Consider the following 25,036-nt stretch of genomic DNA (forward strand, 5'->3'; position numbering starts at 1 on the left):
CGTAGGGCTTAGGCTGGTCAGCTACCTAAAGTCAGGGGCTAGAAGCCCCGTCTCTTTAGAGCGGGGTGCTGACAAGTTCGCGATCGGATGTTCTAGCAGGATAATCTTTTCCAAGATAGCAAGGAAATCCCCACCGAGGAGAGAAGGGGGAGGCGGGGGCGGTTAACTCTGGGGAAGGAATGGAGAATTTGGGTTTGTATTTCCCCACCGGGGGAACTCGAAGGAATTTTCCGGAGCGATCGCAATTTTGCTCGCAATAAATTTTAGACGCTAAACCTCGATTGTAGCGTTCTATTTGCCCTATTGTTTGCCCCACTCTTAACATTATGTCTGTCGTCAAAGAAAACACGCTCGCGGTTCTTCAAGCACAAGATAAGATTTTACCGCTCTCGCAAGTGGCACAGAATGAAATTCTCACCCGGGACGTGCAAGAGCGATTGATCGAGTTAAAATTACTCGACCCCCCGGTAGATGGCAAATTCGGTCCGCTAACCACCGCATCTTTGCAACGGTTTCAAATTTTGGCGGGGATTAAAGGAGAGTCAGAAGCATTGGGTCCGAAAACTGTGGCGGCGCTGCTGACTTACACCCCGGATAATTTGCCCTCACCTGCGATCGCCCTGCGAACCCGCCGGGAAACCATTTTTAAAACCCGTCCCCTGCAATCTTCCACCTTAAGTCCCCACGAACAATTTAAAGTAGACGGGGGTCAAGGTTTTGCCCTGGCGAATTACGAAGGGGGTCATCGCCGTCACTATCGCATTACCTTGCAAGACGCCATCCAAAACCAATACATTTGGTATGCCTTCGAGGAGCATGTGGAACTGCTCTCCGACAACCAACCGATGTCTCGACCGCAACAGCTTGCCAGTTCCGTGCGCTTAAACGTGCCGTATAAGTCGCAAATGGATAACTGGTATAATCCCAGTGGGTCTTGCAACGTCACCTCGTTGGCCATGTGCTTGGAGTATCTGGGTGTCCCGCGATACGATAACCGCTTTCGCCAGTTAGAGGACGAGTTATATCAATGGTGTCTGGATAAAGGGTATAGCCGTCACCATCCGGAAGATTTAGCCCAGGTGGTGCGTGACTACCACCGCACCGATGACTTCACCTATTGGGGCACCATCGAGCGCTGTCAGGACCACCTGCGCGGCGGGAACCCTTGTGTGATTCACGGCTATTTTACCAGCTTCGGTCACATTATTGTGCTGGTCGGGTTTGATGAAAAGGGCTTTATCGTCCACGACCCTTATGGCGAATGGTTCTCCTCCGGATATTGGCGCAACCAACCCGGGAATCAAAACCGGGGCAAATATCTGCACTACAGTTACAATCTGATTCGCCGCACTTGTCTGCCCGATGGCCAGTTTTGGGTTCACTACATCAGTCGCTAATGCGTGGTTTGGTGTAAACTAACATTTCTCCCTGGTGTCATCGCCGCCTTGAATGCTGATGCTTTGTAGCTGTTGCATTCGGGCGGCTTTTTTGTGGGAGCCAAAAATTTCCCAGTGGGACTTGCGATCGCCCTTGGAAATTGGCCACCGGGGGCGATCGCATACACCGTCCCCCCCATTCCATCCGTAATCAATTATACCAAATCTCGTCCCTCGGCCAGCAAATTATCGTGCATCCTCACAGTCAGACAGGAGCCTGGAAAGGGGAGACCCGGGCAAATGGTATAAGGACAGAGCCATGCTTTTTCCCTACGTTATTTCGCTATTTTATTAGCGCAAAAAAGACGTTTGCTATTTAACTTTTTATCTATTCTTAGTTATTTATTCTCTATTTTAAATGACTTATCCTCGATAATTGCTTGCCCTGTTGCAGAATTTATATATCCTAAAAAAGCTTTCACTGCCGCAGTGGGGGGATAGGAGTAAACGTAAAATAACTGACGCTGATAGGGATAGTTTGCTGCTTCTGGGGTCAAGCCGGCGATCGGCACCACCCGCACCGTTTGCTGGTTGGCAACCTGAGCGTAAGTAGCATAGCCGATTCCATCGGTGCCCAAAGCTTGCAGCAGGGGGGTGGTAGCATCCCGGTCCATCTGAGCGATATTGGGGGTGGTGCCAAATTCAGCCCCATCGAGCACCAATTCTCGAAACACCTGATGGGTACCGCTCACCGGGGGGCGATTGATGACCCGGATTTCACCGGCACTTCCGCCAACTGCAGACCAATCGGTGATTTTCCCCTGAAAGATCTGCCGCACTTGTTCCGGAGTCAAGCTGCGACGGTAGGGATTGTTGCGACCCACCACCACCGCGATCGCATCCGTTGCCACAGGCATTGCCATCAACCCCTGACTTTTTTCGGTCTCACTCAGGGGTCGAGAGGATGCCGCAATATCCGCTTCGCCTCTGAGCAGTGCCGCGATGCCCTCACTCGAACCTGTGGCTCGAGCGGTGACGGTAGTACCGGGAAACTGACTTTCAAACCCATCTTTGAACCGCTGATTAATCGTCACCATCGTGGTAGACCCTTCGATCCGCACCGTGGTACCCGCCGGCAAAGCATTGGGCGGGTCAATCCCAGACCCCGAGGGCGGAGGTGCCTGGGGCAGGGGGGCGCTGGGCAAATCCCCTGGCGTTACCACATCCCGCCGTTGGGGTGGGGATTCCCGGAAAAAAAACCAGTAGCCCCCACCTTCCAAGGCGAGAATCAGTAAAACGTAAACAATGCTAGGAATGCCACCGCTTTTAGCCATCAAACTCTCTGTGACAATTGCAGCTATTGTATCCTAGTCAAGGCTTAAGCCTAAAACAGTTAATTCCCCGACAACATAGCTTGCTGTCCTTCCGGGGAAGTGGCATATCCCAAGAAGTATTGCACTGCTTGATTCGGCGGGGTTTTGTACGCATAATAGAGAATGCGTTGCAAGGGATAGTTAGCCGCTTCCGGGGTCATCCCCCCAATCGGCACCACCCGCACCGTTTGCTGGTTGGCCACCTGAGCGTAGGTGGCATAGCCGATACCATTATCCCCCAATTCGCGCAGTAACCCGGTGGTTTCGTCCCGGGGCATCGTGGTAATGTTTGGCGTGGTGCCAAAATTGCCCCCATCGAGTACCATTTCCTGAAATGCCTGATGGGTTCCGCTCACCGCCGGACGATTGATGACTCGGATTTCCCTATCCGGTCCGCCCACTGCAGACCAGTTGGTGATTTCTCCTTGGAAAATTTGCCGCACTTGCTCCCGGGTTAACCCCTGGCGATAGGGATTGTCTGCCCCCACCACCACGGCAATTCGATCCGAGGCGATCGCCACCGCCGCCAACCCTTGCCCTTGTTCTTCCGGCGTCAGCGGGCGCGAAATCGCTGCGATATCTGCATTTCCCGACAGCACCGCTTGAATTCCATTGTCCGTGCCATTGGCTGTGGTTGCCACAGTGGTGCCGGGAAATTGTCCCTCAAAGCCTTGTTTGAGGTTTTGATTGATGGTTACCATACTGGTAGACCCATCAATGTTCGCTGTAGTCCCTGCCGGCACGGAGGTGGGCATGGAAAAATTCTCTCCGGAACTCGCCGTGGGTGCGGCGGGGGGTGCGGCGGGGGGCGTCTGTTGCGTCTCAGAAGTTCCCATCGGATTTATCGATTCTGAGCCTTGGTTGCGGGTAAAAAACCAGTATCCCAGTGCCGCGAGAATCAGAATGATGAGAATATATACAATTGGAGGAGGTCCGCTTTTTTTTGCCATGATGATTCTGTGCCTTATGGTTCGTTTGTAGACCCTTCTAACCGTTGCAAGCGGCGCGCTACTTCGTCGTCTAAGCTCATTTTTTCTAAGTCGGCTTGCAGTTTTTCGTTTTCGTTTTCCGAGAGTTCTGCCAACGCCTGTTGTTCGAGATTGCGCCGCTCTACTGCGCCTTTCGCCGATTCAAATTGCGATCGCGCCGAATCGATATTCAGGTCGCTATTGACTTTCGCCATCGCCGCGAGGGCTTCATTGATTTCCGACATATCTTTCATGTTTTGCATATCGGTTTTGTAGGCTTCGAGTTTGGCTCGCTCGCGATTGAGTTTATCTTGAGAAGCGTTTACATATTCTTCGGCTTGTTTTACTTGCGTTTCGAGCTGTGGCAGCAGTTGCTCGATTTGAATCACTTTCGACATCGCCAAGCGCGCGGCTGCTCGATTGCCATTTTTTTGGGCCGTCAGCGCTTGGCGCTCGAAGGTTTGCATTTCTTTAACTTTGGCTTCGTATTTTTGCTTGGCTCGCTGATAGGCGGCAACTTGAGTGGCGACGGCTTGTGCCAGTTTTTCGACGGATTCTTGCATCGATCGCAAGGATTCTTCCGCCACTGCTACGGCAACTTTGCCCCCGGATTCTACCGGGATGCCCCACAACCAGTTCCAAGTGCCCACAATGGTTCTGCCGGCTTTTTCGCCGAATAACCAATAAATTGCTTTTTTCATAAGCCCTCAACCCGCTACGGTTTGCTAGTTTTTTAGCCGATTGTACATCAGCAATCTGGTGGCGATCCGTTTCTTAACCCGTTTTTAACTCCTGTGAGTAAAATAGCGTTATGCAATGAAAATTGATGGGAGATTTGAGCCGAGCGAATTGATGGCAACACAGAGGCGAGGGAGGTTACCGAAGCCTTGTTTGCATGGATGTGCTTTTTTTGTGGTTTTGAGAATGGATCGCTCATCCCGGAATCCCCCAACCGATGCCCTTTGTAGACTGCTTTAGCATAAGTTTTTTAAATTGTCAATAGATTGAGTCAAATTTGTTGGATGTAATTGACGGTTCGATCGCTTCGGGTGGGCGTGCTTGAAAATCTGCTGATTCTGTCGCGATAATGAGTCAACAATCGAGCATCGAACCCAAACCCGGAATGACTATGGAGAGTAATATTGGATTTGTTCTCAAAGTGGCGATCGCCTCAGGGGTACTTTCGGCGGCGATCAAGTACCTCGGACCGTATTTGTCCATTCCCCCGACTTCGGCGATCGCTGGCATCTGCGTTGTTCTCCCCACCCTCGTTTTGCTGGCGGTGTTTGCCCGGCGGCTGTATTTTCAGCGCCACACCCCAAACCAATCCGAGTAAAATAACGAGTTGATGGTTGGTGATTTGTCATGCGTTACTGTCTGAAGAGAGACTCGCGATCGCTGCCTTGGTGAATTGAGGGCCAAGTGGGCAACTGCCCGGTAAAAAGATAGGGTAGGTAAGTCATTCAGGGAGAAGACGCAGGATGAAAAGCCAGGATAGGGCACAGACGGATCGGGGGCAAGGGGGGGAGAAATGAGCGTGAAAGGGAGAGAAAAAGCCACCGGGCGATCGGGGAGCTTAAACGGGCAGGAGAGGAGGGAATTCATATCGTGACATTAGGTCAGTGGCTCGGCTTACTAACCATCATCATTTCGTTATATATTCTGTGGCAGATTCGCGAAATTGTCCTGCTCGTTTTTGCGGCGGTGGTATTGGCAACGGCGCTGAATCGACTGGCGCGGCGGTTGCAAAATTTGCGAATCGAGCGCGGGTGGGCAGTGGCGATGTCCATCGCGATTTTACTGATTATTTTGGTGGGATTTTTCTGGCTGATCGTGCCGCCATTTGCCGCACAGTTTCAGCAACTCATTCAACTGCTGAACTTAGGATTTCAGGAATTAAACGAGTGGCTCGATCGCGTCAGAATCGTAGTGCCGCCGCAGTTGAAGCAATATCTGCCCGACCTGAACAGTATTTTCCAACAACTCCAGCCGTTAGTCAATCAACTGGTGGGCGGCGCTGGTGCGGTAGTGGGCGGAACCTTGGGCGTGCTGCTGAGCTTTTTATTGGTGTTAGTTTTGTCCCTGATGATGGTGACGAATCCGCAAGCGTATCGCAAAGCATTTGTGCGGATGTTTCCCTCATTTTATCGGCGACGAGTGGATGGAATTTTAGATAAATGCGATGTGGCATTAGGGGGGTGGTTAATTGGGATTTTGTTTAACATGATGGTGATTGCCGTATTTAGCTGGATTGGCTTATCCATTTTGGGCGTGCCCTTAGCGCTGGCGAATGGAGTATTGGCGGGATTGCTGACATTTATTCCGAATATTGGGCCAGCATTGAGTGTGATTCCCCCGATGGCGATCGCCCTCTTAGATGCCCCCTGGAAATCCCTAGCCGTGTTGATTTTGTACGTGGTCATTCAGCAAGGGGAAAGTAACTTCCTCACCCCTTACGTGATGGCGGAACAAGTTGCACTGTTGCCTGCGGTGACGTTACTCGCGCAAGTGTTTTTTGCCTCATTTTTTGGGTTTTTAGGGTTATTTTTAGCCTTGCCGCTGACCGTGGTAGTTCAAGTTTGGCTGCAAGAAGTATTGATAAAAGATGTGTTGGATGCATGGCGCATCCATCATCACTACCAAGGGGAGGAAGTCAATCCTCCAGAACTGATAGAAGGCGAGTCAGAAGCGGAAGAACCAACCGCCGCTTTACCCCCAGCAGAAGAAGAATCGATGCCGGAGAATATAGGGGAGCGAGATAACAGCGATCGCGAGGATAAACATCAGCAGTCAAAGAGCGATCGCTCGCCAAATCCAGATAATAGAATTGGCGAACAAAGCAGCTCTTAAAACCGAACTAGAATCGGCAATCATCCGAGCAATGATGGTTTAAAATATTGCAGGTTTTTCCCGGCGAATCGCCACAGGTTTACCCGGTATCAAAGCCTGCAGTGCGATTGGCCAAACCTGAAAGAGTTTCTCTCGAGATGTAATAGCGAATATGCGAACGATTGGCGAAATTAACGACAAAATCAGCCGCAAAGAAGCGGTGGTGCTAACGGTAGAAGAAGTTAAAGCCCAAGTTGCCGAACGGGGCGTAACGGAAGTGGTGAAGGAAGTGGATGTGATTACCACCGGCACCTTTGAACCGATGGAATCATCTGGGGCGATGATTAATCTGGGTCACACGGATCCGCCGATTAAAATACGTCGGTGTTGGTTAGATGGAGTCTGTGCCTATGCCGGTTTTGGCAGCGTAGATTTGTATCTCGGAGCAACCGAAATTTGCGAAGCGCAAGAGGGAGAAGATGCCAAAGAACGGGGTGGGGGTCATGTGATTGAAGATTTGATTGCCGGCAAACCGATTCATTTGCGAGCGATCGGGCAGATGACTCATTGCTATCCCCGGGGGTCTTTTGAAACCACGATTACCCGGGACACAATCAATCAGTTTTACTTGTTCAATCCCCGAAGTTTATATCAAAATTCTATCGTGGGGGTGAATGGCGGCGATCGCCCCCTGTTTACCTATCTCGGACCGTTGCAACCGAATCTCGGCAATGCGGTTTACTGCAATACCGGCGCACTCTCCCCATTGCTCAACGACCCCGAATTGAAGGCGATCGGCATGGGGACGCGGATTTTTCTCGGCGGAGGCACCGGTTATATCATCTGGGAAGGCACCCAGCATTTTCCCAAACAAAAGCGCTTACCGAATAAAACCCCCATTGGTCCGGCGGCAACCTTAGCCTTAATCGGGGATGCCAAACAAATGAACCCGCGCTGGGTGCGCGGGTGCTACTTCAAAAACTACGGTCCGTCATTAATGCTCGGCGTCGGGGTTCCCCTGCCGGTTTTGCAAGAAGAAGTAGTCTTGCGATGTGCCGTGCAAGATGAAGACATTGTAGCCCCCGTGGTGGATTTCGCGATTCCTCGCCGAGTGCGCCCCACCTTTGGGTTGGTGAGCTACGCCCAACTGAAAACCGGGCGAATCACCATCGAGGGCAAATCCGTGCGCGCCGCGCCCCTGGCGAGTATTTTCTTATCCCGTCAAGTGGCATTGGAATTGAAGCAGTGGATCGAAGCGGGGGAATTTACCCTCACCGAATCGGTTGGCCCAATTCCAATGGATCGCGCTTTTTTACCCCAAAATATGTGGGGGTCTCAAATGAATTTGGAATAGGAAAATCATTACTCGGCTCGATGTGGAAACCGAAACGCTTTGCGGAGGAAATGAAAAGAGAAACCGGGGCAATTTAATCATCTCCCCATTTCTGCTTGACCCTTCCTCCGGGCGCGAGTATTCTTTATCCCTCCTCTTTCGGTTTTGGCTTACTGGGCTTCACCGGACCCGAAGCGGAACCGCTGCGCGAAGATGACGAGTAAGACGGTGGTTTTCCAGAGCGTTTGGGACGGTTGGAATACCTTTTGCCTTGTGGTTTGCGCGAGGAAAATTTCTTCCGCTTCGAGGGAATCATTCCCATATCATTGCCTTGGCTAATTTTGAGAATATCTCCTTGGCGTTCCACGTGCAAATCCCAAAAGTGACCCACGGCTTTTCCCGGTAAGGTTCCTTGAAGTTGCAACTTGAAAAACTTCGCTTTGGCAGAATCCTTGCGACTCTGTTTGATTTTGACAACGATATATTCCTGGTCTTGGGATTGATAGACCACCTCACCTCGAACGGAAAAATAGCCCTCGGGCATATTGGGACTCATGGCTTCAGCTATGACACTTTCCTCAGAGGTGTCCGGGGAAGGTGGGGTAGCTGAGTCCGGGGTGCTGGTGGCTGACTCCGATGAGCGATCGCGACGGGCAAATTTCTCCACAGCGGTTGAGAGTTTTTCTGGCTCCCAAACCCCCATGATTTGAGCGTGTAAATTTTGCTCTTTTTGCCTGGTTCTCGGATAAACCACCCACAGGTGATCTTCTTCTAAGTTGAGGTGGTTTTTCACCAAACTCATCACTTTACCCAACAATACGGCATCGATGAGGGTTCCATCTTGCGTCACCAGGTTTCCGCGCGTGAATTGTTCGTCCGAGGGCTGATAGCGACCTTCTACTAAGCCGATCGCCCGGTACTGTCTGGGTTCAGACGGAGGCGGAATCGGCTGTTGTCGCATGTCTTGGACCTCCGCCTGGGGGGCGGTGTCTGTCTCGGTGGTACCCTCGGCGTTAGTGGCAGCATGATTCCCACTGGTGGGTTCTGCTGCTGCTGGAGTCGGTGGCGACTCTGACTCGGAGGACTGGACTGGCTCAGGCGGCTGAGACTGAGTGGGATCGGGCGTGTTGGGTGATTGGGAAAACTGATTGGGAGAGGAATTCATAAAACCTCCTTGCGGCGGAGACACATCCGGATAGGGCTAAATCAGAAAACGCGATAAAATTCTAAACCTGCTGGTTGGCAGGTTCTTGCAAAATCGCTGATGATATGGCAATCGACAATCCATCAAATAACAAATTCAACCCCTCAAGGGGGGGTCGATCGCGCTGATGTCTGCTTATTTTACCTAGAATGCAACGAGGCTAGGGAAAAATCCGCATTGTTTCTCGGTGGACCTCTAGCCCGGGAAAACACTTGCACCCGTGGAATCTACTCGGTTTCAGAGCGTCTCGGTGAGCAACGCGCGAAACACTCTGTTACATCGAGAGTGTTTGCGAGTGCCCTTCACTCTAGTCGAGGGAATCCCATCGCTACATTCTATTGGGTTGCCATTTCTCGATGCCGCTAAATTCCTAGTCAAGAATTTAATTGCACTGGCAATTGATTTTTTTGCATTTTCCCCCAGAATGGGCCAGGGGATATGGATTGACAAGAGGATAAGGCGATCGCGGATGACAGAGGCTTGCTGCTTTGAGAGAGCTAATACCATTTTTATTTAACAACGAAACCGTTAGGATGCCCCCCGTCGCTCCCCCTTGGATCCCCCTCCCGTGCCCCTTAAAAAGAGGGGGAGGCGAGAGGAATAAATGTTTATCTCACGGGGGAAACAACTCAGCCCCCCAATTCATCGGGGGGTTGGGGGGATCCGCTCGTGAATTCCTGGGGGATTCTTTTCGGTTAGGGGAGAAAGTAGATGCGGCGGGGCAATGGGGCCGCTGACCTCTCTACAATCCCCAGGTAAAAATTCCCTCGGGGTTCTGTGACAACCGAGGCAAATTTTGGCCCCTAAACGACTCACCGCCCACATCGGATCCCCTGACATTTGCTGGGGGAGAAACGCTCACAAAACTGTCATCGAGCGTTAGGATGGACTAAAATGGCAATTAGAGTTCAAGGGGATATTGTGTCGGAAAAGCGCGGGCGTTGGATGGTGAAGCTGGTGATGGCGGTTGGGCTAGTCGCCTTTTTGGGGATAGGACTCTATCCCGTGGTCAATGGAGTGCTCGAGACCACTCAAGCCAATAGTCAGACCCCTGCGGCTGAAACCACCCAGCAGACAACTAATCCGCAGCAGGGGGATCTCGAGGCGCGAGCTCGGGGTTACGAACTGGTGCTGGAACGGGAACCGGAAAATGAGACGGCGTTGCGGGGATTGTTGGAAACCAAGCTGCAACTGCAAGATCTCCCCGGGGCAGTGGCGGCGCTGGAAAAATTAGTGGAACTGAAGCCGGAACGTACCGATTATGCGGTGCTGCTGGCCCAAGGAAAGCAACAAATTCAAGATTTTGAGGGCGCGGCGCAAGTTTATCGCTCGATTATTAAATCGCAACCGGGCAATATCAATGGGTTGCAAGGGTATGTGAATTTACTGCTACAACAAGATCGACCCTCAGCGGCGATCGGTTTGCTCGAAGATACCCTGCAAAAGGCGGGACAAGCCAATCAACTGCAACCCGGAAGTGTGGATGTGGTGTCGGTGCAGGTGATTTTAGGGCAGGTGTACGCCGATCGCCAACGCTTTGAAGAAGCCCTGGCGGTTTATGATGAAGCCATTAAAGCCGATCCCGAGGATTTTCGCCCGATATTTGCTAAGGCGATCGTCCTGCAACGTCAAGGCAAATCTGAAGAAGCAAAACCCCTGTTCGATACCGCCGCACAATTGGCCCCGCCAGAGTATCGCGACCAAATTAACCAACAAGCCGAACAGCTTTCGGCTGAACCCCCAGCTAGCCCCTCCCCCGAGTCGGAAGAAGCCGCTTCCCCAGAACCGGAAACTGAGGCTGCAGAGTAATTTATCCGCCAAAGCGCGATCGCTTCACGGCTCAATTGAGCCTGGGTGGGCAGTGACCCACCCATTTTTAATGGCATTTTGCGATCGGGTTTCCCGCCTTTTGACACATTTAATTTGCAAGTTTCAATCATGCAAAATAATTGGCACGTTTTAACTCGTTAACTCGTTTAACTCGTTCCCCCCAGGGGGGAACGTCCCTCCCAAGGCTCCGCCTCCCCCCCAATCAATGTGCAACAAAATAATTTGCACCCTTGCTTACCGAAGGAGACGGGGACTGAAAGTCCCCGCCTCATAGCTGAAGTCGTCTAAAGACGACTGGGGGAATTGGGCATTGCTGACCCGAATGGCAATGCCCGAATTTTCCGATAACCCACGCCAAATAAATGTGCAATTTAAACGTTTCAGCGCTTAATACTTGCGTTCTTTTGGCTCGAACTGGGTGATGGTCACTGGGCGATAGCGAATATCCACCCCCGCCGGAGAATAATACGCAAGAGAGTGCTTCAGGAAATTGGCATCATCGCGATCGCCATAATCTTCCCGACAGTGGGCACCGCGACTTTCCTGGCGATTCAGAGCGCTGGTCAAAATCAACTCACCGACAATGGTCAAACTGCGAAGTTCTAACGCTTCCACAATTTCCGTATTCCACAACTTCCCTTTGTCATCTAAATAAATTTGTTCGTAGCGCTGCTGAATCTCTTGCAACTTCTCTAACCCCGTCTGCATCAGAGATTCGCTGCGAAATACGCCACAATATTCGCTCATGCAGTCTTGAAACGCTTGGCGGACTTCGCCGATGCGAGAGGAACCGTTGCGATCGAGCAGGGATTGAATTTCTTGGTGGGCGTCTTTCAGATAGCGTTGCTCGTTAACCGAGGGCAGTTTGCGGTTTTGCACGTAGCGGGCGATCGCCGCCCCGGTGAGTTTTCCATACACCACGCACTCCAGCAAGGAATTGCTCCCCAGGCGGTTTGCCCCATGCACGGACACGCAAGCGGTTTCCCCCGCCGAGAAAAACCCTTCCACCAATCCATCCGGACCGCTACGCACCTGTCCTTCGGTATTGACGGGAATCCCCCCCATCGAGTAATGGGCGGTGGGACGCACCGGCATGGGTTCATGTACCGCATCGATCCCCAGCAGACGGTGCGCTTCTTCCCAACAAAACGGAATCCGGTCCATAATTTTTTCCCGTCCCATGTGGCGCAGGTCGAGAAATACGCAAGGGCCTCCACTCCCCCCGTCGGGATGTACCCCGCGACCGGCGCGAATTTCCCGGGTGATGGCGCGGGAGGTAATGTCGCGCGGGGCGAGTTCCATGCGACTGGGGGCATAATTCGCCATGAAGCGATCGCCGTCACTATTAATCAAATACGCCCCTTCCCCGCGCACTGCTTCGGAAATTAACACCCCGACTGGATACAACCCGGTGGGATGAAATTGCACGAATTCCATATCCTGCAAGGGCACTCCCGCTAACGCTGACATGGCTAACCCGTCGCCGGTGGAGGCAAAATCATTGGAGGTGGTATTAAACACTCGTCCGTACCCCCCGGTGGCAAACATCACCACTTTGGCGCGCACTACTTCGATATGACCATCCACCAGACGGTACATCACCAACCCTTTGGCCACTCCGTCTTCTAAAATCAGGCGCATGACGTACCATTCGTCATAAATCCGCACCCCATACCGCCCCAGGTTATTCACCAATTCGTGCAACATGGCATGCCCGGTTTTATCGGCGGCGTAGCAGGTGCGGTTGTGGCTGTGTCCGCCAAAGGCTCTCTGGGCAATGCGTCCATCGGCCAACCGGGAAAACATCACGCCCATGTGTTCTAGGTCGATGACTACATCGGGCGCTTCTTTGGTGAGAATTTCTACCGCATCTTGGTCGGCGAGGTAGTCGGATCCTTTGACGGTATCGAAAGCGTGCGCTTCCCAGCTATCCTGCGAATCTACATTTTTTAGGGTGGCTGCGATCCCGCCTTGCGCCGCTACGGAATGGGACCGAATCGGGTGGGTTTTGGCCACTACGGCTACATCTAAGCTGGGATCGATACGCCCGATTTCTACGGCGGCGCGACACCCGGCAAGTCCACCACCTACGATAATAACGTCGTGTTCTAGCATTTCTGTGTCGGTTCTATTTCTTTTATTTAACCCACGTTTAATTGAATTGAAATTCAATCCGGGGAAAGGGATTCGTTTCGAGGGTACAACATTTTTCACCCTCTATTCCAGTGCCGGTCAAGATGCGATCGCCGGTTTGTGCGCTCAAAAAAAATTCCCCACCCAAGGGCGAGGAGTTTTTACTTGGGTTTGGCGATCGCCGCTTCTGGCGGCACAATCCATTGAGATGTCCGCCGGGGGTTGTGGTTTGCTCGGAGTCGGCGGCGATCGCGCTGCGTTTTTTCCTTCCCGGGTGCTTTTCGGATTTAGCTTGGTGCTTGGGCGGGATTACTGCTGGGAACATTTCTAGATTCGGATCCGGCGGGTTGGGTGGCGCTGTCTACCGGGTTGAGTTCGATGTGATTGAGCAAGGTGGTGACAAAGGCAAACACCAGAAATGGCAAGGATAAGACGAGAATCAGTCCTACGGTGGCGAGGGCGTAGATTTGGCGCTCGGTACTCCATAATGCTAATGCGGAGGCCAAACTGAGGAAAATCACGATTAACCAAATGATGATTTGTCCGTAGATATCCCCAAAGGTTAGGGTGCAGCTAAGCCGGTATTTTTGCAGATTTTTCATAAATCATTGCCTCTCAAATGCTAATTGTCAGATACTAAGGTACTATTTTGACGCAATTTGCATCGATGTCTAAAGATTTTTAACGGATTTGCAACATCACTTTACAATTGGCTTATCTTTGCTGCCTCGAGAAATATCCGGGGATTGCGAGGGGCTTGGTTCCTTTAAGCGAGAGGCTTTGCCCGCTTTTGAGCTGGGGGATGACAGGGGCAAAATTGGCTCGAAAAAAGCCTTTCTCGGGAGTCGCGATCGCCCTTTAATTGTTACAAAATTTTACATCCATTCCGGCGTTGCTTCAGGGTTGGGGGATTTTACGGCGTGGTTGTGGGTTGTTTGCGCCGCAATGAGTGCTCGGCAACTGGCCGATCCACCGGAAGAAGAGGGTTTGAAGGTTATAAAAAGGGAGTTCGAGGGTGCAAGGTTTCGGCGATCGCCGGAAAAAAAGCTAGCAGATCTAGGGGCTAAAAATGTAAGCTATATTACAAAATACAGTGAATTTTTGCCGCAATAATTTATAAAAAAGCAGGTGATTTCCATCGCCAATTCGGCAACTCTGTTAAGGAAAGTTAACTAAAATTACAAAAAACTCGGAACTATAAAATTTTCCCTAAGAAAACCCGGAGGGATAGAAAAGTTGGGATAAGGTAAGAAGCAAGCAGGTTGAGAGAAAATGTCCTATGGAACCAGTCATAGCTGCAGTAGCATTAATCGCGGTAGTTTGTTGGGCTTTAAGCCTCAACGAACAGCCTTGCGCCCCGATCGCGCCTGAGATAGAAGCGAGCGATCGCTTGTCTGTGACATCGCCGCAATCGAATCTAGTCTCGGGAATTGCCACTGCCACGGAGTCGGATAAATCGGATAAAATCGAATATAGCGAGCCGAGGGAGGAAAAACCGACGGGGACTTATGAAGAGTGGAAGCAAGAAGGCGATCGCTTGCGGTTGCAGAAAGCCTATATTCCGGCGATCGCCGCTTACGAACGCGCATTGATCCTCAAACCCAATGCGTCTTATGTCTGGCAACAGCGGGGTGAGGCGCTGAAGCGATTGCAACTGTACGAAGAAGCGATCGCCTCTTATCGCAAAGCTATTGAAGTCAGTGCCAATCCGATTTCGCGTTACCAAGGTTGGAATGGTTTAGGGGCATTGCTATTCACCCTCGAACAATATGAAGAATCGATTTTTGCCTACAAGCAAGCCTTAGCCTTGTGCCCCAATGGCATGGGTTCGCCTCATATTTTGGAAATGGAAGGAATTGCCTGGTCGAAGTTAAATCGCTTCCACGAAGCGGGGGATTGCTACACGCAAGCCTATGATAAAGCCGTAGAACTCTCGGAAAGCACGTTCGGAAAATTCAATTCCCTCGCCTAAGAATACTTGAGGAAGCCAATATGAGTGCAACTGGGAACTCCAAACCGATAACATGTGGGTGGGCGATGGTTAACTCCCTGCACAACACAACATGACATCCAAGGGGAGTTCTCTCAATTATTATCTAATTGCAAATCCACCCTCGACAATGCCCATTTTCCAAATCCCTAAAGAGACGCGCCGAGGCGCGTCTCTTCTGTTGCAGGGGGGGTGGGCAACGAGTTGCCCACCCTACGACTTGCAGTAAAAGCATTTCAGTCGGTTTCAACCGAATGCAATGTTGTGAGATGGGGGGATTTATCCCCCGTTGGGTGTTGCAACTGGTGCAAGATATGGGTTATACAGCACTCAGCGATGGTTCGGCGGACAAGCGAGACTCGATCTGCGTCCCATCTAAAGCGCGACCGATAAACACCAGTTGCGTATGACGGGCTGATTCGGCTTGCCAGGGGCGATCGTAGAAATATTCAAAGCGGTTGCCTACCCCTTGTACCACCAGGCGCATGGGTTTATTCGGCACGGAAACAAACCCTTTAATCCGATAAATTTCCTGCTGTTGCACCAGTTCTCGTAACTGCGCCACCAGGGATTTCGGGTCAAAGCTGCGATCGAGACTCACATTCACCGAGGTGATGTCATCGTCATGTTCGTGCTCTTCCTCGGTGTCGTGATGGCTGGGACGAGTTTCTAAATTATCTTCCACTGCAGCATTGAAGCCAAGCAGCAAATCCGCACTCACATCGCGACTTTCGCAGGGCACGATTTTGACGCTGGGGGGCAGTTGACTTCGCAACCAGTGGATAACTTTGGTTTGGGTTTCGGCGCTGACTAAATCTACTTTGGTCAGCAGTACCAAGTCCGCACAAGCGAGCTGATCTTCAAACAGTTCCTCGATCGGGGTTTCATGTTCCAGGTTCGGATCCGCTTGGCGCGCTTGCTCGATCGCCTCGATATCCCCCACCAGGGTTCCGGCGGCGATCGCCTCACAATCCACCACCGTCACGACGCCATCCACCGTGGCACCGGTGCGAATTCCCGGCCACCGGAAGGCTTGCACCAAGGGTTTGGGTAACGCTAACCCCGAGGTTTCGATCAAAATCGCATCCAGTTGGTCTTTGCGCTTTAGCAATTCCTGCATGGTGGGCAAAAATTCTTCTTGCACGGTACAACACAGGCAGCCATTGGTCAACTCCACAATGTTCCCCTCGCCGGTTGCGCTTGACTCTTCTTCGCACACTTGGCAAGATTTGAGAAACTCTCCATCAATGCCCACTTCGCCAAATTCGTTGACGAGGACCGCAATGCGCCGCCCTTGAGTGTTTTGCAGTAAGTGACGAATGGCGGTAGTTTTGCCAGCGCCGAGAAATCCAGTAATGACCGTAACGGGTAATTTGTGCATCGATATTCCTCCTGAGGATAACAATAAACCTGATTTGTCGGGTGGGCAATGCCCACCATCCCCTATCTGTCTGATGGCCTCTCGTTGAAAATTCTGGGTAACATCAAGTAAAAACGCAATAAATCGGCGTCGATACAGTAAAATTCACCCATCGCTTTCACCACGAAACGAATCGGGGGCGTTTCTCTCACTAATCGAACCCACCTGGGAAAGGCTAGCCTGTAGCGAGAATACCTCACTTAAACCGATTCGGCAGTTGGCGAGGCAACCGTCACCGACGAGAGGGGCGGAATTTTGGCCAACACCCCTTTTTTCAAAGCTTCGGGTCGCTCGGACCAGGGAAGTTGTCCGTCGGGTTTGGCGACATACTGTGCGGCACAGGCTAACACTGCTGTGGGGGTACACTCTTCCGTGGCGGGTAAGTCGCCGAACAGGTAAGTATATTTCCCGGGGGCAGAAAAGGCCACGGTACAGGCGTGAGTGCAACCGCTCATGCAGGCGACCGGTTGCAGGGAAACGCGATCGCGCAATTCCCACTTTTCGTGCAGGGTAGTGAGCTGTGCGAGCAGTTGTTCGCCGCCGCTGGTGCCGACTCGCTGCCCGTTTTTCCACGTGCTGGCGCAGGTGGTACAAACAAACACAGTATGGGTTTGATTCATGGCTCGACTTTTCCTAATAAAAATCAACGGGTTAACAAGTGTAAGAAAATTTATAGCTTATTGGGTTGACTCACTGGGGTTGGGTTGTAAAGAGGCGATTCATCGCCTTTCTCCGGGGAGTCGGTAATTTTATCTCCATTCCTCCAGTTGGGACATTCTTTCTTGCCATTCTCGAACGGTTTTCGGGGGAGTACCATAGCGCAACCGCATCTGCGGGGGTAACGCTTGCCAAACTTCCCATAAAATCGGGAAACCGAGTTGCAATTGTTCCAGAATATCGCGGCGATCGAAGATATCGGTTGCTTCTCCTTCCATCACCAATTGACCCCGATGCAAGATAAATATCCAATCGGCCCATTCATAGGCTAAATTTAAGTCATGGGTGGCCATCACAATGGTGGTGCCGGCTGCATGAATGCGATCGAGTTGGGCAATCAGATGTCGCGTCTGCATTTTATCTAAATACGCCGTGGGTTCGTCGAGTAATAATAGTTCCGGTTGCAGGGCCATGACGCCGGCGAGGGCGACGCGGCGTTTTTGTCCTAAACTCAGGTGATGCAAGGGGCGATCGCCTAAGCTTTGCAAGCCAAAATCCGCGATCGCTCGTTCTTGCCTTTTGTGGATTTCTGCTGGCGCTAATTTTAGGTTACATAATCCATAGGAAATATCCTCCGCCACCGTACCGGCAACTAATTGTTGTTCTGGATCTTGAAACGCCAGTCCGATTCGCTCTCGCCAGCGCTTTAATCGGTGGCGATCGTAGGTCAACGCTTCCCCGCGCCATGCAATCGTTCCCTTTTCCAGTTTGTGCAACCCATCCGCTAGCAATAACAAGGTGGATTTACCACAACCATTTTGTCCCACCAACGCACTTTTTTTTTCCGCCGGTACCGACAGGCTGAGTCCGTTTATGGCAGGGGTTTCTCCCCCGGGATAGCGGTAGTAAACCTCCTCAAATTTTAGCAGCGGATGGTTCATCATTTTGCCTTAATCTGACGCGCGGTGGATACCGAATATGCGATATTAACTGACACGCATCCAGACCTCCAATCCCCCTAATACAATACAGCCGATCGCCGCTTCTAAAGCATATCGTTTAGAATAGCACGATTGCCGGAGGGATTCAACCCGAAATTCGCCTTCAAATCCTCGGGCGGCGACGCCCAAAGAAAACTGTTGATAGCGCTGCAAACTGCGGGCCAGCAATTGACTGACGAGCAAACTAATGCTGTGCATCGATCGCGTCCAACTGCGGTATCCCCCCCGGGCTTCCTGTGCGGTTTTTAACTGATAAGCAGTTTGCAGCAGAATAAACACAAAACGGTACATTAATAACAACAATTCCCCCAGCAGGGCGGGCATTCCCAGGCGGCGGAAGGTCTGCAACAATTGAACAAACGGCACGGTTAACAGCAGAAATAACAAGCAACTGATGCTCGCCAAACTGCGGATGGCAATTAAAGCGGCTTGTCCGATACCGCTGCGACTGATATAAACGTACCATTGCCCGAAGTTGGCTCCCTTCCAGGCATCGCTGGCGATGATTTTTATCTGCGCCGAGGACACAATTTGCACCGCCAAAGCGGGCAAGCTCATTAACAGAAATACCGACATGACTGCCATCAGTTTCCAATACACTCGCGGGGGAATTCTCGCATAGGCCAATATCCACAGTGCCATCCAAATCGCGATCGCAATTTGAGTGGGAGGATGGGCGATCGCTGCAATTGCCAACAACACTACTGCGAAAATTAACTTCTGTTCTGGTGGCAAACTAGACAGACGATTTCTATAAGCGAGGGTATCGATTTCCAGATGCATTCTGCCGAGTTTACTGCCCCAGAGTCGGTGAGTGTCATCACGAGAACTTTTATTTTAACCGATGTTGCGATCGCCCTTTAAATACTCCGATCGCATAGCCGATGGTTCCCGCGCCAATTGCCGCTTGCAAGGCAAATAACAGACTTTCCGTTTCGCCTCCGGGCGGTTCGACAATCGGGCCAAACCAAGGCTCGTACTCGGGCTTAACTTCGCCGATCGCTTCTTCTGCTTGTCCATCTGCTCCGCCGAATTCCGAATCGCGAATTACAATCAATGGAATGGTGGCAAGCAGGATAACGCCAGCGAGCAATAGCCAATTATTCCATCTGGTTTTTGAAGCATTCACGGCTTATCCTCCTCGTTTGATGGGTTTCAAAACTTCCAGGTCTTCTCGGTTATAAGATTCTAACCAATTCCACACCATTACGGTGAGCAATCCTTCACTAATTGCCAGGGGAATTTGCGTCAGGGCAAAGATGCCGGCAAATTTGAGAAATGAGGCAAAAATGCCTCCCACGGGAGCGGGAAATGCCAGGGCCAGTTGAATGGAAGTGACCAAATAAGTAGTCAAATTAGCCAGTGCTGCACCGAGAAAAATGGCCACCTGATTTTTACCGGTGCTGGTGGCGATCGCGCGATAAACGCCATAGGCGACAAACGGTCCGACTACTGCCATTGAAAAGGCATTTGCTCCTAGGGTGGTTAAGCCCCCATGCGCCAATAGTAGGGCTTGAAACAACAAGACTAACGTGCCGAGAACTGCCATTGTTAGCGGACCAAATAACATGGCTCCCAATCCGGTACCGGTGGGGTGGGAAGAGCTTCCCGTCACCGAAGGAATTTTTAAGGCGGAAAGGACAAAGGTAAATGCACCGGCGAGGGCGAGGAGCAGTTTCATTTCCGGATTTTCTCGTACTATGCGGTTGAGCGATCGCAACCCTAAAACGAAAAATGGCAGAAACACGACCCACCAAAAAATTGCCCAGCCTACGGGTAAAAATCCTTCCATAATATGCATGGCTTGGGCGGGTTTTGGATACAAAACCGTGACGCCAAATCCCACGCCGAATAGGAGGAATTGCGCGAAACCCCGGGGGTTAAAAACAGACGCTAACTTTTGCTTCATGTTGTTGCTTACTGGCTCAAAGAGAGAGAAAGTGCAGGTTCGTAATCCGGGTTTGGGTTGCCCGGATTTCCCCGACCCACGAACGGCGGATCCATTGTGAGTTTGAGTTCAAACAATCGAGCGATCGCCTCGACGGATGGTTGTGGGGGGAGTTTGAAACGCGGGAGTTTTGTGAGGGCTTTCCCGATAGGCATCGCCAAATCTCACCCGTGGCGACAGATATTTTTTCTGCCCTACTGCCCCCACAGGGAACGAATGCTGTCCGAATCAGTTATATTTAAGCCCCAAAAACGCGCTTTTTTACCACAAAAAAAAACTGCCCTGGGGTCAGAAAAATCCGATGCATGTCAAACGAGGCACCATCACGAGCCAGTGCCGCGATCGCCGTTACCCATTTTTGCTGTCGCGATTCCATTCTCATCCGTACCTCGCAGATGAATTCAAAAGTTTACCATCCTGTCGGCGGGTATTCTGACTCAGAGACCGAATGGGAAGCGCGCTGTTTGACGTTCAGACCCATCCCTCTCATTACAGCTGCGGGACAGCGCCGGACTTTGCACCGGACTTTCCCCCTGTTGTCTGATGGCTGACCCCCATCAGAACCGACATTAAGAACATATCTTATCATACCGAGGCGATTTTTCTAGAGCGCTCTATCAATTTTTTTGAGGGGGTGCTGCAGGTGTGCTGGATGGAGACGGGCAAAAAAAAGGCGAACGCCGGGTTCGCCTGTATCCTCGCTTTTCTGAGTGCTTTTAAATCCCTACGCCGGGGGCTGCAGGGTGAAGCGATCGTACAATATAAAGGCGCTGCGGCGAGGGCGATGCAGAACCCCCTCCCGTTCGAATCGCTGCAGGAGGCGGGTGACGGTGACGCGCGAGATGGCGATCGCTTCGCCGATTTCCTGATGCGTCAGGGGCACCTCAACTAACTGCCCCCCTTCCACAGGACGGCCAAATTTGCCCCCTAACCAAAATAAAAATTGCAGTAAGCGGCGATCCACTTGTTTGGAATGAATGATGCTCAAGAGTTGTTCGGTTTGCTGGGCGTGGGTGCGGATGGCGTCTAAGGATTGGGGCCACTGTTGGGCGGAAATCATGCTGACTTCCACATCGCTTAAGCATTCGAGTTGATAGCCTTTGATGCAAGACACGGGTTGTCCCACCACATCCCCCGGTCCCCAATAGCCGGTGGCGATCGCGCTACCTTCTTCACTCCAAGTCATGCTGCGGACAATGCCACGTTCGATTTTCCACAGCACGTCTTTCCATAGGGGAATCAAGTCTTTGCGGCTAAAGGTTCGCCGCGCCGGTAGAGCTGAAACGGAAGCCAAAGATGCAATGGTCATCATAAAACTGTGATTTGATAAGTTATCTCGAAATTGTCAGGTTCGGTCACGATCGCAGGAGGCGAACTGCAATCGATTTTGCTGGGTCAACTGGGATCCGTTTTTTCAGCTACGGCAATCCCACCCCGCCTCCCTCTCGTCCTCGGGGTATTTATTCTCCCGGCGTCGAGTTCTGACCGATTCCCAATTGTTTTTTCGTTTTTTTCAGGTTTTTCCAAAGCGTTTTGATTTCTTGGTACGCCTCTTCCGGCGCTAACTTTCCCCCCGTTTCCAGGCCGCTAATCAAACTCACCCGATGGGCAAATTCCTGCAAATTGGCATTAAACATCATGTTTTCTGGGGTGAATTCGCCATAGTAGCGACTTCTAGGATGTAAAAAGTTAAACTTGTCTGTCATGGCTTTACTCCAACCTTGTCCCTTTCTATCTACTGGAAAATCAGGACGGCTACCGGAATTCACCGATAAAGTAACCCGGCCACCATTTCAATAATGGGGGAAAAAGGTTCCATCTAGCAACAACCGCGAGCGATCGCCCTTGCGGATCTCGCCTCGGGGGGTTTGGCGATTCGGTTGCTCATTGCATTCCATTGTTCTTGCCTTCATCTAACAAAAAAGTCAATCGACTGTCAGTGAAATTTACATCGCACAACCTCCTGATACTGTCTGATTTCCTCTCAATTTATCTCACGGGAATCGATTTAAAATCAATCAAAAGGTAGATTATTCAGTAGCTTGCGGGTGTTACGTATTTTTCACATTTTTGTAAAGGATTTGCAATTTGAGAGCAAAGAGGTACCCACAATAGCATTCCGAGGCAGAGAATTGCGATCGCGCGGGGGAAACCCCACGCGGCGGCTAAGACAGAACACCCTGATGGTGAAAGGGGGTTTCGGTGGATCCATCTGGTGCCAGAGACATTCACTCTGTCACCAAACGATCGCTCATTCCGTCCCTTGGGAATTTCCCCTCGGGGTGGGCGATCGCCCTCGGGAACGAGCCGTCTCGGAACGCAAAACAGTTGCATGCAGGCACTTTGGCCGTTTTGCCCACCGCTGCAACTGTAGATGATTTCCGTTTGATTATCCCATAAATCTAAATATTTTACATCATCAGACCGGTAGACTTTCATCTATCTCAGGGTAGAATTAGCCTATACGGAGATTGTCCGATCGCTCACCCATCCGTGGGCGCTGACTGGAGATAAACGCAAAGCAACCATCGCGAATGAATAATTTAGAGCTAGAACGACAAACCGGCAAAATAGTTCGCGCGATAATGACCCGCAACCGGGCGATCGCCGCTGACGCGATCCAACATCTGAAAACCCAGATGAGTCCCGCCGATTTCATCGGTGTGATGCTCGTCAGTATCGAGCGCTTGGTGTGGTTTGAACCCGAGACGGTTTCCTGGGCGATCGAAAATGCAATTCCTCAAGATGTAACCCGGGAAATCCAAACCCTAACGCGCCATTCTCTCTACAAACAATTAATTGGCAAAGGATTCATGCCCGGAATCGATTTTAGTGTGAACCAACAAGGGGAACTGCTGTTAAACCAAAAAGCCAAAAAAGCCGCATCCGCCGGCTACTTCAAATCATCCCCAATCCAACGCTAAAAACTCGGTTTTCTCCCATGTTTCAAAATGGATGTTAACTCGTTCCCCCCAGGGGGGAACGCCTCTCTCGCCTTACCGCTTCCCCCCAATCTTATCGGTGTTTATGGCTCAAAAGGCTGGTAGGTACCCCCGAGGTTTTCCACCAAAGTGCGGGTATTGGACACCATCATTTTGATATAGGAATCCCCCTCGCTACCTGGGGAACCAATCGAATCCGAATACAATTCGCGATCGGCTAATTTAACATTTGCTTCTTCCGCTACAGTAGCAATCAACTTCGGATTAATAGTGGTTTCGGCAAAAATAGTCGGCACCTGCGCCTGGACGATTTTCTCCACCAAATTCGTCACTGTCTGGGCGCTGGGTTGTTCCTCAGTGCTGATGCCAATTAAAGTGCCGAGGGTTTCGAGTCCATAGGCTTGGGAATAATATGCAAACGCATCGTGGGTAGTCACCAGTAAGCGGTTCTGCGGCGGAATGGTGGCAATTCGCTCGACAATCCAGCGATCGAGCTGTTGCAATCTCGCCTTGTATTGCGCGGCGTTTTCGGCAAACACTTCCGCATCTTCCGGGGAAATTTCAATTAAGGCATCGCGAATGGCGTTAACCATGACGATCGCATTTTCCACATCGCCCCACACGTGGGGATCCGGTTCGGTGGCCCCAACGTATTCCATTTCCAGAGAGGGCACCTGCTCTCCCACGGCTAACTTTGCCGCACCCACTCCCGCCGCATTCATCAGCTTAATCAGCTCTGGCTCTAGATTGTAGCCGTTATAGAGAATTAAATCCGCTTCCTCGAAGGCGATCGAGTCTTCCGGAACGGGTTCGTAAATGTGGGGATCCGCACCGGGTTCGAGAATGCCTGTCAGTTGGATTTCGTTGCCGGCGATCGCCTCAGTTAAGTTGGTGAGGATGGTGCTGGTGGAAACCACCTGCGGATCCTCGTCGCCTGTTTGCGCGCCAGAATTGACCTGCGGTTCCGTGCAACTGGTTAACCACCACCCGAGAAATACCCCCACTGCTAGATGCCACAAGGCTTTCGGGGGTTGAAAATAAAAAGCAGAAGGGGAGAATCTCGAATCAGTGCTAGACCCCAATTGTGCATCGGAACTCTTCCGGTGAGCGATCGCTTTCATCATTGCTTCACATTTCTTTTCACATTTCTTTCATATTTATCTCATATTTTGCTCATTTTTGTCATAAGCTGGGATAGAAGACCCCATTAAATTTTTCAAATGAACATCAAACCTTTATCTCCCAAAACCCCCGCCACTCAAAGACTCGACCTGGGAACTTCTCGCCCCAGAGATTCCCAAGGGATCGGCATCAGTCATCTGGGGGTCGCCTACCGCCAAGTCACCGCGATCGCCGATGTGAACTGCACGATCCGCCCCGGGCGACTCACCGGCATCATCGGTCCGAATGGCGCGGGCAAAAGCACCTTAATGAAAGCCATGCTTGGATTAACCCCCGTAACTCGCGGATCGGTGCTTTATCGCGCCCAACCCCTAATGAACCAACGAAATCGGGTAGCATACGTGCCCCAGCGATCGCAAATTGACTGGACCTTTCCCGCCACGGTGTGGGATGTGGTAATGATGGGAAGAGTGAAAAAAATCGGCTGGTTCCGTCGCTACAGCGCCGTCAGTCGCCGGATTGCCGCCACGGCATTAGAACGGGTGAGCATGAGCCATTTTAAACATCGCAAAATTGGCGAACTCTCCGGGGGTCAGCAACAGCGCGTGTTTCTCGCCCGATCGCTCGCCCAAGAAGCAGATATTTACTGCTTTGACGAACCCTTTGTCGGCATCGACCAAAAAACTGAAGCGGTTATCTTCGATATTTTTCACGAACTTGCCGCCACAGGCAAAATCGTCCTGGTGGTCAATCACGATTTAGGCGAATCGATTACCCATTTTGACGATTTGATTTTGCTCAATCGCGAGTTAATTGCCTGTGGCATCCGCCAACAAGTCCTCACCCCAGACAATATGTACCGCGCCTATGGCGGACAAGTTTCTTTCTTTTCCGATGTCGCCGCTTAATG

At 51.3% G+C, this 25,036-nt stretch carries 27 protein-coding genes and 1 riboswitch; of the genes, 9 read left to right on the top strand and 18 right to left on the bottom strand.

Features of this window, described 5'->3' with window-relative positions:
* Positions 1-326: 326 nt before the first annotated feature.
* Entirely contained in the window at positions 327-1,397 is a 1,071-nt protein-coding gene (locus tag AC0QH1_RS14215) for a C39 family peptidase (RefSeq protein ID WP_324631824.1), read from the top strand.
* Positions 1,398-1,774: 377 nt separating this feature from the next.
* Here the strand turns inward: AC0QH1_RS14215 and AC0QH1_RS14220 are convergent, their stop codons facing one another.
* From AC0QH1_RS14220 to AC0QH1_RS14230, 3 genes are read right to left on the bottom strand one after another with little or no spacing between them, the layout of a single operon-like run.
* Positions 1,775-2,710, bottom strand: a complete 936-nt coding sequence (locus AC0QH1_RS14220) for a phosphate ABC transporter substrate-binding protein (protein ID WP_324631825.1) — start codon at positions 2,708-2,710, stop codon at positions 1,775-1,777.
* Between the two features lie 59 nt (positions 2,711-2,769).
* A complete protein-coding gene (locus tag AC0QH1_RS14225; RefSeq protein WP_324631826.1) occupies positions 2,770-3,699 on the bottom strand; it encodes a phosphate ABC transporter substrate-binding protein in 930 nt (309 codons plus the stop codon).
* 14 nt (positions 3,700-3,713) lie between these two features.
* Positions 3,714-4,418 carry a PspA/IM30 family protein gene (locus AC0QH1_RS14230; protein ID WP_324631827.1) on the bottom strand — a complete coding sequence of 235 codons (705 nt, stop codon included), beginning with the start codon at positions 4,416-4,418 and terminating at the stop codon, positions 3,714-3,716.
* A 386-nt stretch (positions 4,419-4,804) separates the two neighbouring features.
* Here AC0QH1_RS14230 and AC0QH1_RS14235 point away from each other — a divergent pair, with 386 nt between their 5' ends.
* The 3 genes from AC0QH1_RS14235 to AC0QH1_RS14245 all read left to right on the top strand — a co-directional run bounded on the left by AC0QH1_RS14235 (position 4,805) and on the right by AC0QH1_RS14245 (position 7,900).
* Positions 4,805-5,053 (top strand): hypothetical protein, encoded by a 249-nt coding sequence (locus tag AC0QH1_RS14235; protein WP_324631828.1) that lies wholly within the window; start codon positions 4,805-4,807, stop codon positions 5,051-5,053.
* A 272-nt stretch (positions 5,054-5,325) separates the two neighbouring features.
* On the top strand, positions 5,326-6,567 hold the full coding sequence (locus tag AC0QH1_RS14240) for an AI-2E family transporter (RefSeq protein WP_324631829.1): 1,242 nt from the start codon (positions 5,326-5,328) through the stop codon (positions 6,565-6,567).
* A gap of 151 nt (positions 6,568-6,718) precedes the next feature.
* Entirely contained in the window at positions 6,719-7,900 is a 1,182-nt protein-coding gene (locus AC0QH1_RS14245) for a homocysteine biosynthesis protein (protein ID WP_324631830.1), read from the top strand.
* 124 nt (positions 7,901-8,024) lie between these two features.
* Here AC0QH1_RS14245 and AC0QH1_RS14250 read toward each other — a convergent pair whose 3' ends face one another.
* Positions 8,025-9,044, bottom strand: coding sequence for a hypothetical protein (locus AC0QH1_RS14250; RefSeq protein ID WP_324631831.1), 1,020 nt, complete (start codon positions 9,042-9,044; stop codon positions 8,025-8,027).
* A gap of 933 nt (positions 9,045-9,977) precedes the next feature.
* Here AC0QH1_RS14250 and AC0QH1_RS14255 point away from each other — a divergent pair.
* The gene (locus AC0QH1_RS14255) at positions 9,978-10,892 is read left to right on the top strand and encodes a tetratricopeptide repeat protein (protein ID WP_324631832.1); all 915 of its coding nucleotides are present in this window, start codon (positions 9,978-9,980) and stop codon (positions 10,890-10,892) included.
* A gap of 408 nt (positions 10,893-11,300) precedes the next feature.
* On the opposite strand, the gene AC0QH1_RS14260 is transcribed toward AC0QH1_RS14255, so the two are convergent.
* The 3 genes from AC0QH1_RS14260 to AC0QH1_RS14270 are packed head-to-tail and all read right to left on the bottom strand — an operon-like array spanning position 11,301 to position 13,648.
* Positions 11,301-13,028 (bottom strand): succinate dehydrogenase/fumarate reductase flavoprotein subunit, encoded by a 1,728-nt coding sequence (locus tag AC0QH1_RS14260; RefSeq protein ID WP_324631833.1) that lies wholly within the window; start codon positions 13,026-13,028, stop codon positions 11,301-11,303.
* 37 nt (positions 13,029-13,065) lie between these two features.
* Complete coding sequence (locus AC0QH1_RS14265; RefSeq protein WP_324631834.1) at positions 13,066-13,371, bottom strand: hypothetical protein; 306 nt, start codon at positions 13,369-13,371, stop codon at positions 13,066-13,068.
* Positions 13,334-13,648, bottom strand: a complete 315-nt coding sequence (locus AC0QH1_RS14270; RefSeq protein ID WP_324631836.1) for a hypothetical protein — start codon at positions 13,646-13,648, stop codon at positions 13,334-13,336. The genes AC0QH1_RS14265 and AC0QH1_RS14270 overlap by 38 nt, the downstream gene beginning before the upstream one ends.
* A gap of 677 nt (positions 13,649-14,325) precedes the next feature.
* Here AC0QH1_RS14270 and AC0QH1_RS14275 point away from each other — a divergent pair.
* Complete coding sequence (locus AC0QH1_RS14275) at positions 14,326-15,018, top strand: tetratricopeptide repeat protein (protein ID WP_324631837.1); 693 nt, start codon at positions 14,326-14,328, stop codon at positions 15,016-15,018.
* Positions 15,019-15,355: 337 nt separating this feature from the next.
* Here AC0QH1_RS14275 and cobW read toward each other — a convergent pair whose 3' ends face one another.
* From cobW to AC0QH1_RS14325, 10 genes are all read right to left on the bottom strand, one after another.
* On the bottom strand, positions 15,356-16,417 hold the full coding sequence (gene cobW, locus AC0QH1_RS14280) for a cobalamin biosynthesis protein CobW (RefSeq protein ID WP_324631838.1): 1,062 nt from the start codon (positions 16,415-16,417) through the stop codon (positions 15,356-15,358).
* A 239-nt stretch (positions 16,418-16,656) separates the two neighbouring features.
* Positions 16,657-17,076, bottom strand: a complete 420-nt coding sequence (locus AC0QH1_RS14285) for a DUF1636 domain-containing protein (protein ID WP_324631839.1) — start codon at positions 17,074-17,076, stop codon at positions 16,657-16,659.
* A gap of 129 nt (positions 17,077-17,205) precedes the next feature.
* Positions 17,206-18,057, bottom strand: a complete 852-nt coding sequence (locus tag AC0QH1_RS14290) for an energy-coupling factor ABC transporter ATP-binding protein (protein ID WP_324631840.1) — start codon at positions 18,055-18,057, stop codon at positions 17,206-17,208.
* Between the two features lie 42 nt (positions 18,058-18,099).
* On the bottom strand, positions 18,100-18,897 hold the full coding sequence (cbiQ, locus tag AC0QH1_RS14295; protein ID WP_324631841.1) for a cobalt ECF transporter T component CbiQ: 798 nt from the start codon (positions 18,895-18,897) through the stop codon (positions 18,100-18,102).
* Positions 18,898-18,946: 49 nt separating this feature from the next.
* On the bottom strand, positions 18,947-19,243 hold the full coding sequence (locus tag AC0QH1_RS14300; protein WP_324631842.1) for an energy-coupling factor ABC transporter substrate-binding protein: 297 nt from the start codon (positions 19,241-19,243) through the stop codon (positions 18,947-18,949).
* A gap of 3 nt (positions 19,244-19,246) precedes the next feature.
* Complete coding sequence (locus tag AC0QH1_RS14305; RefSeq protein ID WP_442957315.1) at positions 19,247-20,023, bottom strand: energy-coupling factor ABC transporter permease; 777 nt, start codon at positions 20,021-20,023, stop codon at positions 19,247-19,249.
* 8 nt (positions 20,024-20,031) lie between these two features.
* On the bottom strand, positions 20,032-20,217 hold the full coding sequence (locus AC0QH1_RS14310) for a hypothetical protein (protein ID WP_324631843.1): 186 nt from the start codon (positions 20,215-20,217) through the stop codon (positions 20,032-20,034).
* Between the two features lie 83 nt (positions 20,218-20,300).
* Positions 20,301-20,444, bottom strand: coding sequence for a hypothetical protein (locus AC0QH1_RS14315; RefSeq protein WP_324631844.1), 144 nt, complete (start codon positions 20,442-20,444; stop codon positions 20,301-20,303).
* A 23-nt stretch (positions 20,445-20,467) separates the two neighbouring features.
* A riboswitch (cobalamin riboswitch) is annotated at positions 20,468-20,645 on the bottom strand.
* A 141-nt stretch (positions 20,646-20,786) separates the two neighbouring features.
* Positions 20,787-21,374, bottom strand: coding sequence for a Crp/Fnr family transcriptional regulator (locus AC0QH1_RS14320; RefSeq protein WP_324631845.1), 588 nt, complete (start codon positions 21,372-21,374; stop codon positions 20,787-20,789).
* Positions 21,375-21,522: 148 nt separating this feature from the next.
* Positions 21,523-21,768: a DUF7219 family protein gene (locus AC0QH1_RS14325; RefSeq protein ID WP_324631846.1), complete on the bottom strand. Its 246-nt coding sequence runs from the start codon at positions 21,766-21,768 to the stop codon at positions 21,523-21,525.
* Positions 21,769-22,264: 496 nt separating this feature from the next.
* On the opposite strand from AC0QH1_RS14325, the gene AC0QH1_RS14330 reads away from it, so the two are divergent.
* Together AC0QH1_RS14330 and AC0QH1_RS14335 are read left to right on the top strand one after the other, a co-directional pair.
* Positions 22,265-22,462, top strand: coding sequence for a hypothetical protein (locus AC0QH1_RS14330; protein ID WP_324631847.1), 198 nt, complete (start codon positions 22,265-22,267; stop codon positions 22,460-22,462).
* A gap of 134 nt (positions 22,463-22,596) precedes the next feature.
* Entirely contained in the window at positions 22,597-22,986 is a 390-nt protein-coding gene (locus AC0QH1_RS14335) for a hypothetical protein (protein ID WP_324631848.1), read from the top strand.
* 101 nt (positions 22,987-23,087) lie between these two features.
* Here AC0QH1_RS14335 and AC0QH1_RS14340 read toward each other — a convergent pair whose 3' ends face one another.
* Positions 23,088-24,128, bottom strand: coding sequence for a metal ABC transporter solute-binding protein, Zn/Mn family (locus tag AC0QH1_RS14340; RefSeq protein ID WP_324631849.1), 1,041 nt, complete (start codon positions 24,126-24,128; stop codon positions 23,088-23,090).
* 96 nt (positions 24,129-24,224) lie between these two features.
* On the opposite strand from AC0QH1_RS14340, the gene AC0QH1_RS14345 reads away from it, so the two are divergent.
* Positions 24,225-25,034 (top strand): metal ABC transporter ATP-binding protein, encoded by an 810-nt coding sequence (locus tag AC0QH1_RS14345; RefSeq protein ID WP_324631850.1) that lies wholly within the window; start codon positions 24,225-24,227, stop codon positions 25,032-25,034.
* Positions 25,035-25,036 lie beyond the last annotated feature (2 nt).

This window comes from Phormidium sp. CCY1219, from assembly GCF_055795085.1.

Coding starts and splice junctions, on each gene's coding strand:
- cobW (WP_324631838.1), bottom strand. CDS start 16,417: ATGCACAAATTACCCGTTACGGTCATTACTGGATTTCTCGGCGCTGGC.
- AC0QH1_RS14285 (WP_324631839.1), bottom strand. CDS start 17,076: ATGAATCAAACCCATACTGTGTTTGTTTGTACCACCTGCGCCAGCACG.
- AC0QH1_RS14225 (WP_324631826.1), bottom strand. CDS start 3,699: ATGGCAAAAAAAAGCGGACCTCCTCCAATTGTATATATTCTCATCATT.
- AC0QH1_RS14315 (WP_324631844.1), bottom strand. CDS start 20,444: ATGAGAATGGAATCGCGACAGCAAAAATGGGTAACGGCGATCGCGGCA.
- AC0QH1_RS14235 (WP_324631828.1), top strand. CDS start 4,805: ATGAGTCAACAATCGAGCATCGAACCCAAACCCGGAATGACTATGGAG.
- AC0QH1_RS14305 (WP_442957315.1), bottom strand. CDS start 20,023: ATGAAGCAAAAGTTAGCGTCTGTTTTTAACCCCCGGGGTTTCGCGCAA.
- AC0QH1_RS14290 (WP_324631840.1), bottom strand. CDS start 18,057: ATGATGAACCATCCGCTGCTAAAATTTGAGGAGGTTTACTACCGCTAT.
- AC0QH1_RS14335 (WP_324631848.1), top strand. CDS start 22,597: ATGAATAATTTAGAGCTAGAACGACAAACCGGCAAAATAGTTCGCGCG.
- AC0QH1_RS14250 (WP_324631831.1), bottom strand. CDS start 9,044: ATGAATTCCTCTCCCAATCAGTTTTCCCAATCACCCAACACGCCCGAT.
- AC0QH1_RS14275 (WP_324631837.1), top strand. CDS start 14,326: ATGGAACCAGTCATAGCTGCAGTAGCATTAATCGCGGTAGTTTGTTGG.
- AC0QH1_RS14260 (WP_324631833.1), bottom strand. CDS start 13,028: ATGCTAGAACACGACGTTATTATCGTAGGTGGTGGACTTGCCGGGTGT.
- AC0QH1_RS14270 (WP_324631836.1), bottom strand. CDS start 13,648: ATGAAAAATCTGCAAAAATACCGGCTTAGCTGCACCCTAACCTTTGGG.
- AC0QH1_RS14255 (WP_324631832.1), top strand. CDS start 9,978: ATGGCAATTAGAGTTCAAGGGGATATTGTGTCGGAAAAGCGCGGGCGT.
- AC0QH1_RS14320 (WP_324631845.1), bottom strand. CDS start 21,374: ATGATGACCATTGCATCTTTGGCTTCCGTTTCAGCTCTACCGGCGCGG.
- cbiQ (WP_324631841.1), bottom strand. CDS start 18,897: ATGCATCTGGAAATCGATACCCTCGCTTATAGAAATCGTCTGTCTAGT.
- AC0QH1_RS14230 (WP_324631827.1), bottom strand. CDS start 4,418: ATGAAAAAAGCAATTTATTGGTTATTCGGCGAAAAAGCCGGCAGAACC.
- AC0QH1_RS14340 (WP_324631849.1), bottom strand. CDS start 24,128: ATGATGAAAGCGATCGCTCACCGGAAGAGTTCCGATGCACAATTGGGG.
- AC0QH1_RS14265 (WP_324631834.1), bottom strand. CDS start 13,371: ATGTTCCCAGCAGTAATCCCGCCCAAGCACCAAGCTAAATCCGAAAAG.
- AC0QH1_RS14325 (WP_324631846.1), bottom strand. CDS start 21,768: ATGACAGACAAGTTTAACTTTTTACATCCTAGAAGTCGCTACTATGGC.
- AC0QH1_RS14345 (WP_324631850.1), top strand. CDS start 24,225: ATGAACATCAAACCTTTATCTCCCAAAACCCCCGCCACTCAAAGACTC.
- AC0QH1_RS14215 (WP_324631824.1), top strand. CDS start 327: ATGTCTGTCGTCAAAGAAAACACGCTCGCGGTTCTTCAAGCACAAGAT.
- AC0QH1_RS14220 (WP_324631825.1), bottom strand. CDS start 2,710: ATGGCTAAAAGCGGTGGCATTCCTAGCATTGTTTACGTTTTACTGATT.
- AC0QH1_RS14245 (WP_324631830.1), top strand. CDS start 6,719: ATGCGAACGATTGGCGAAATTAACGACAAAATCAGCCGCAAAGAAGCG.
- AC0QH1_RS14310 (WP_324631843.1), bottom strand. CDS start 20,217: ATGCCTATCGGGAAAGCCCTCACAAAACTCCCGCGTTTCAAACTCCCC.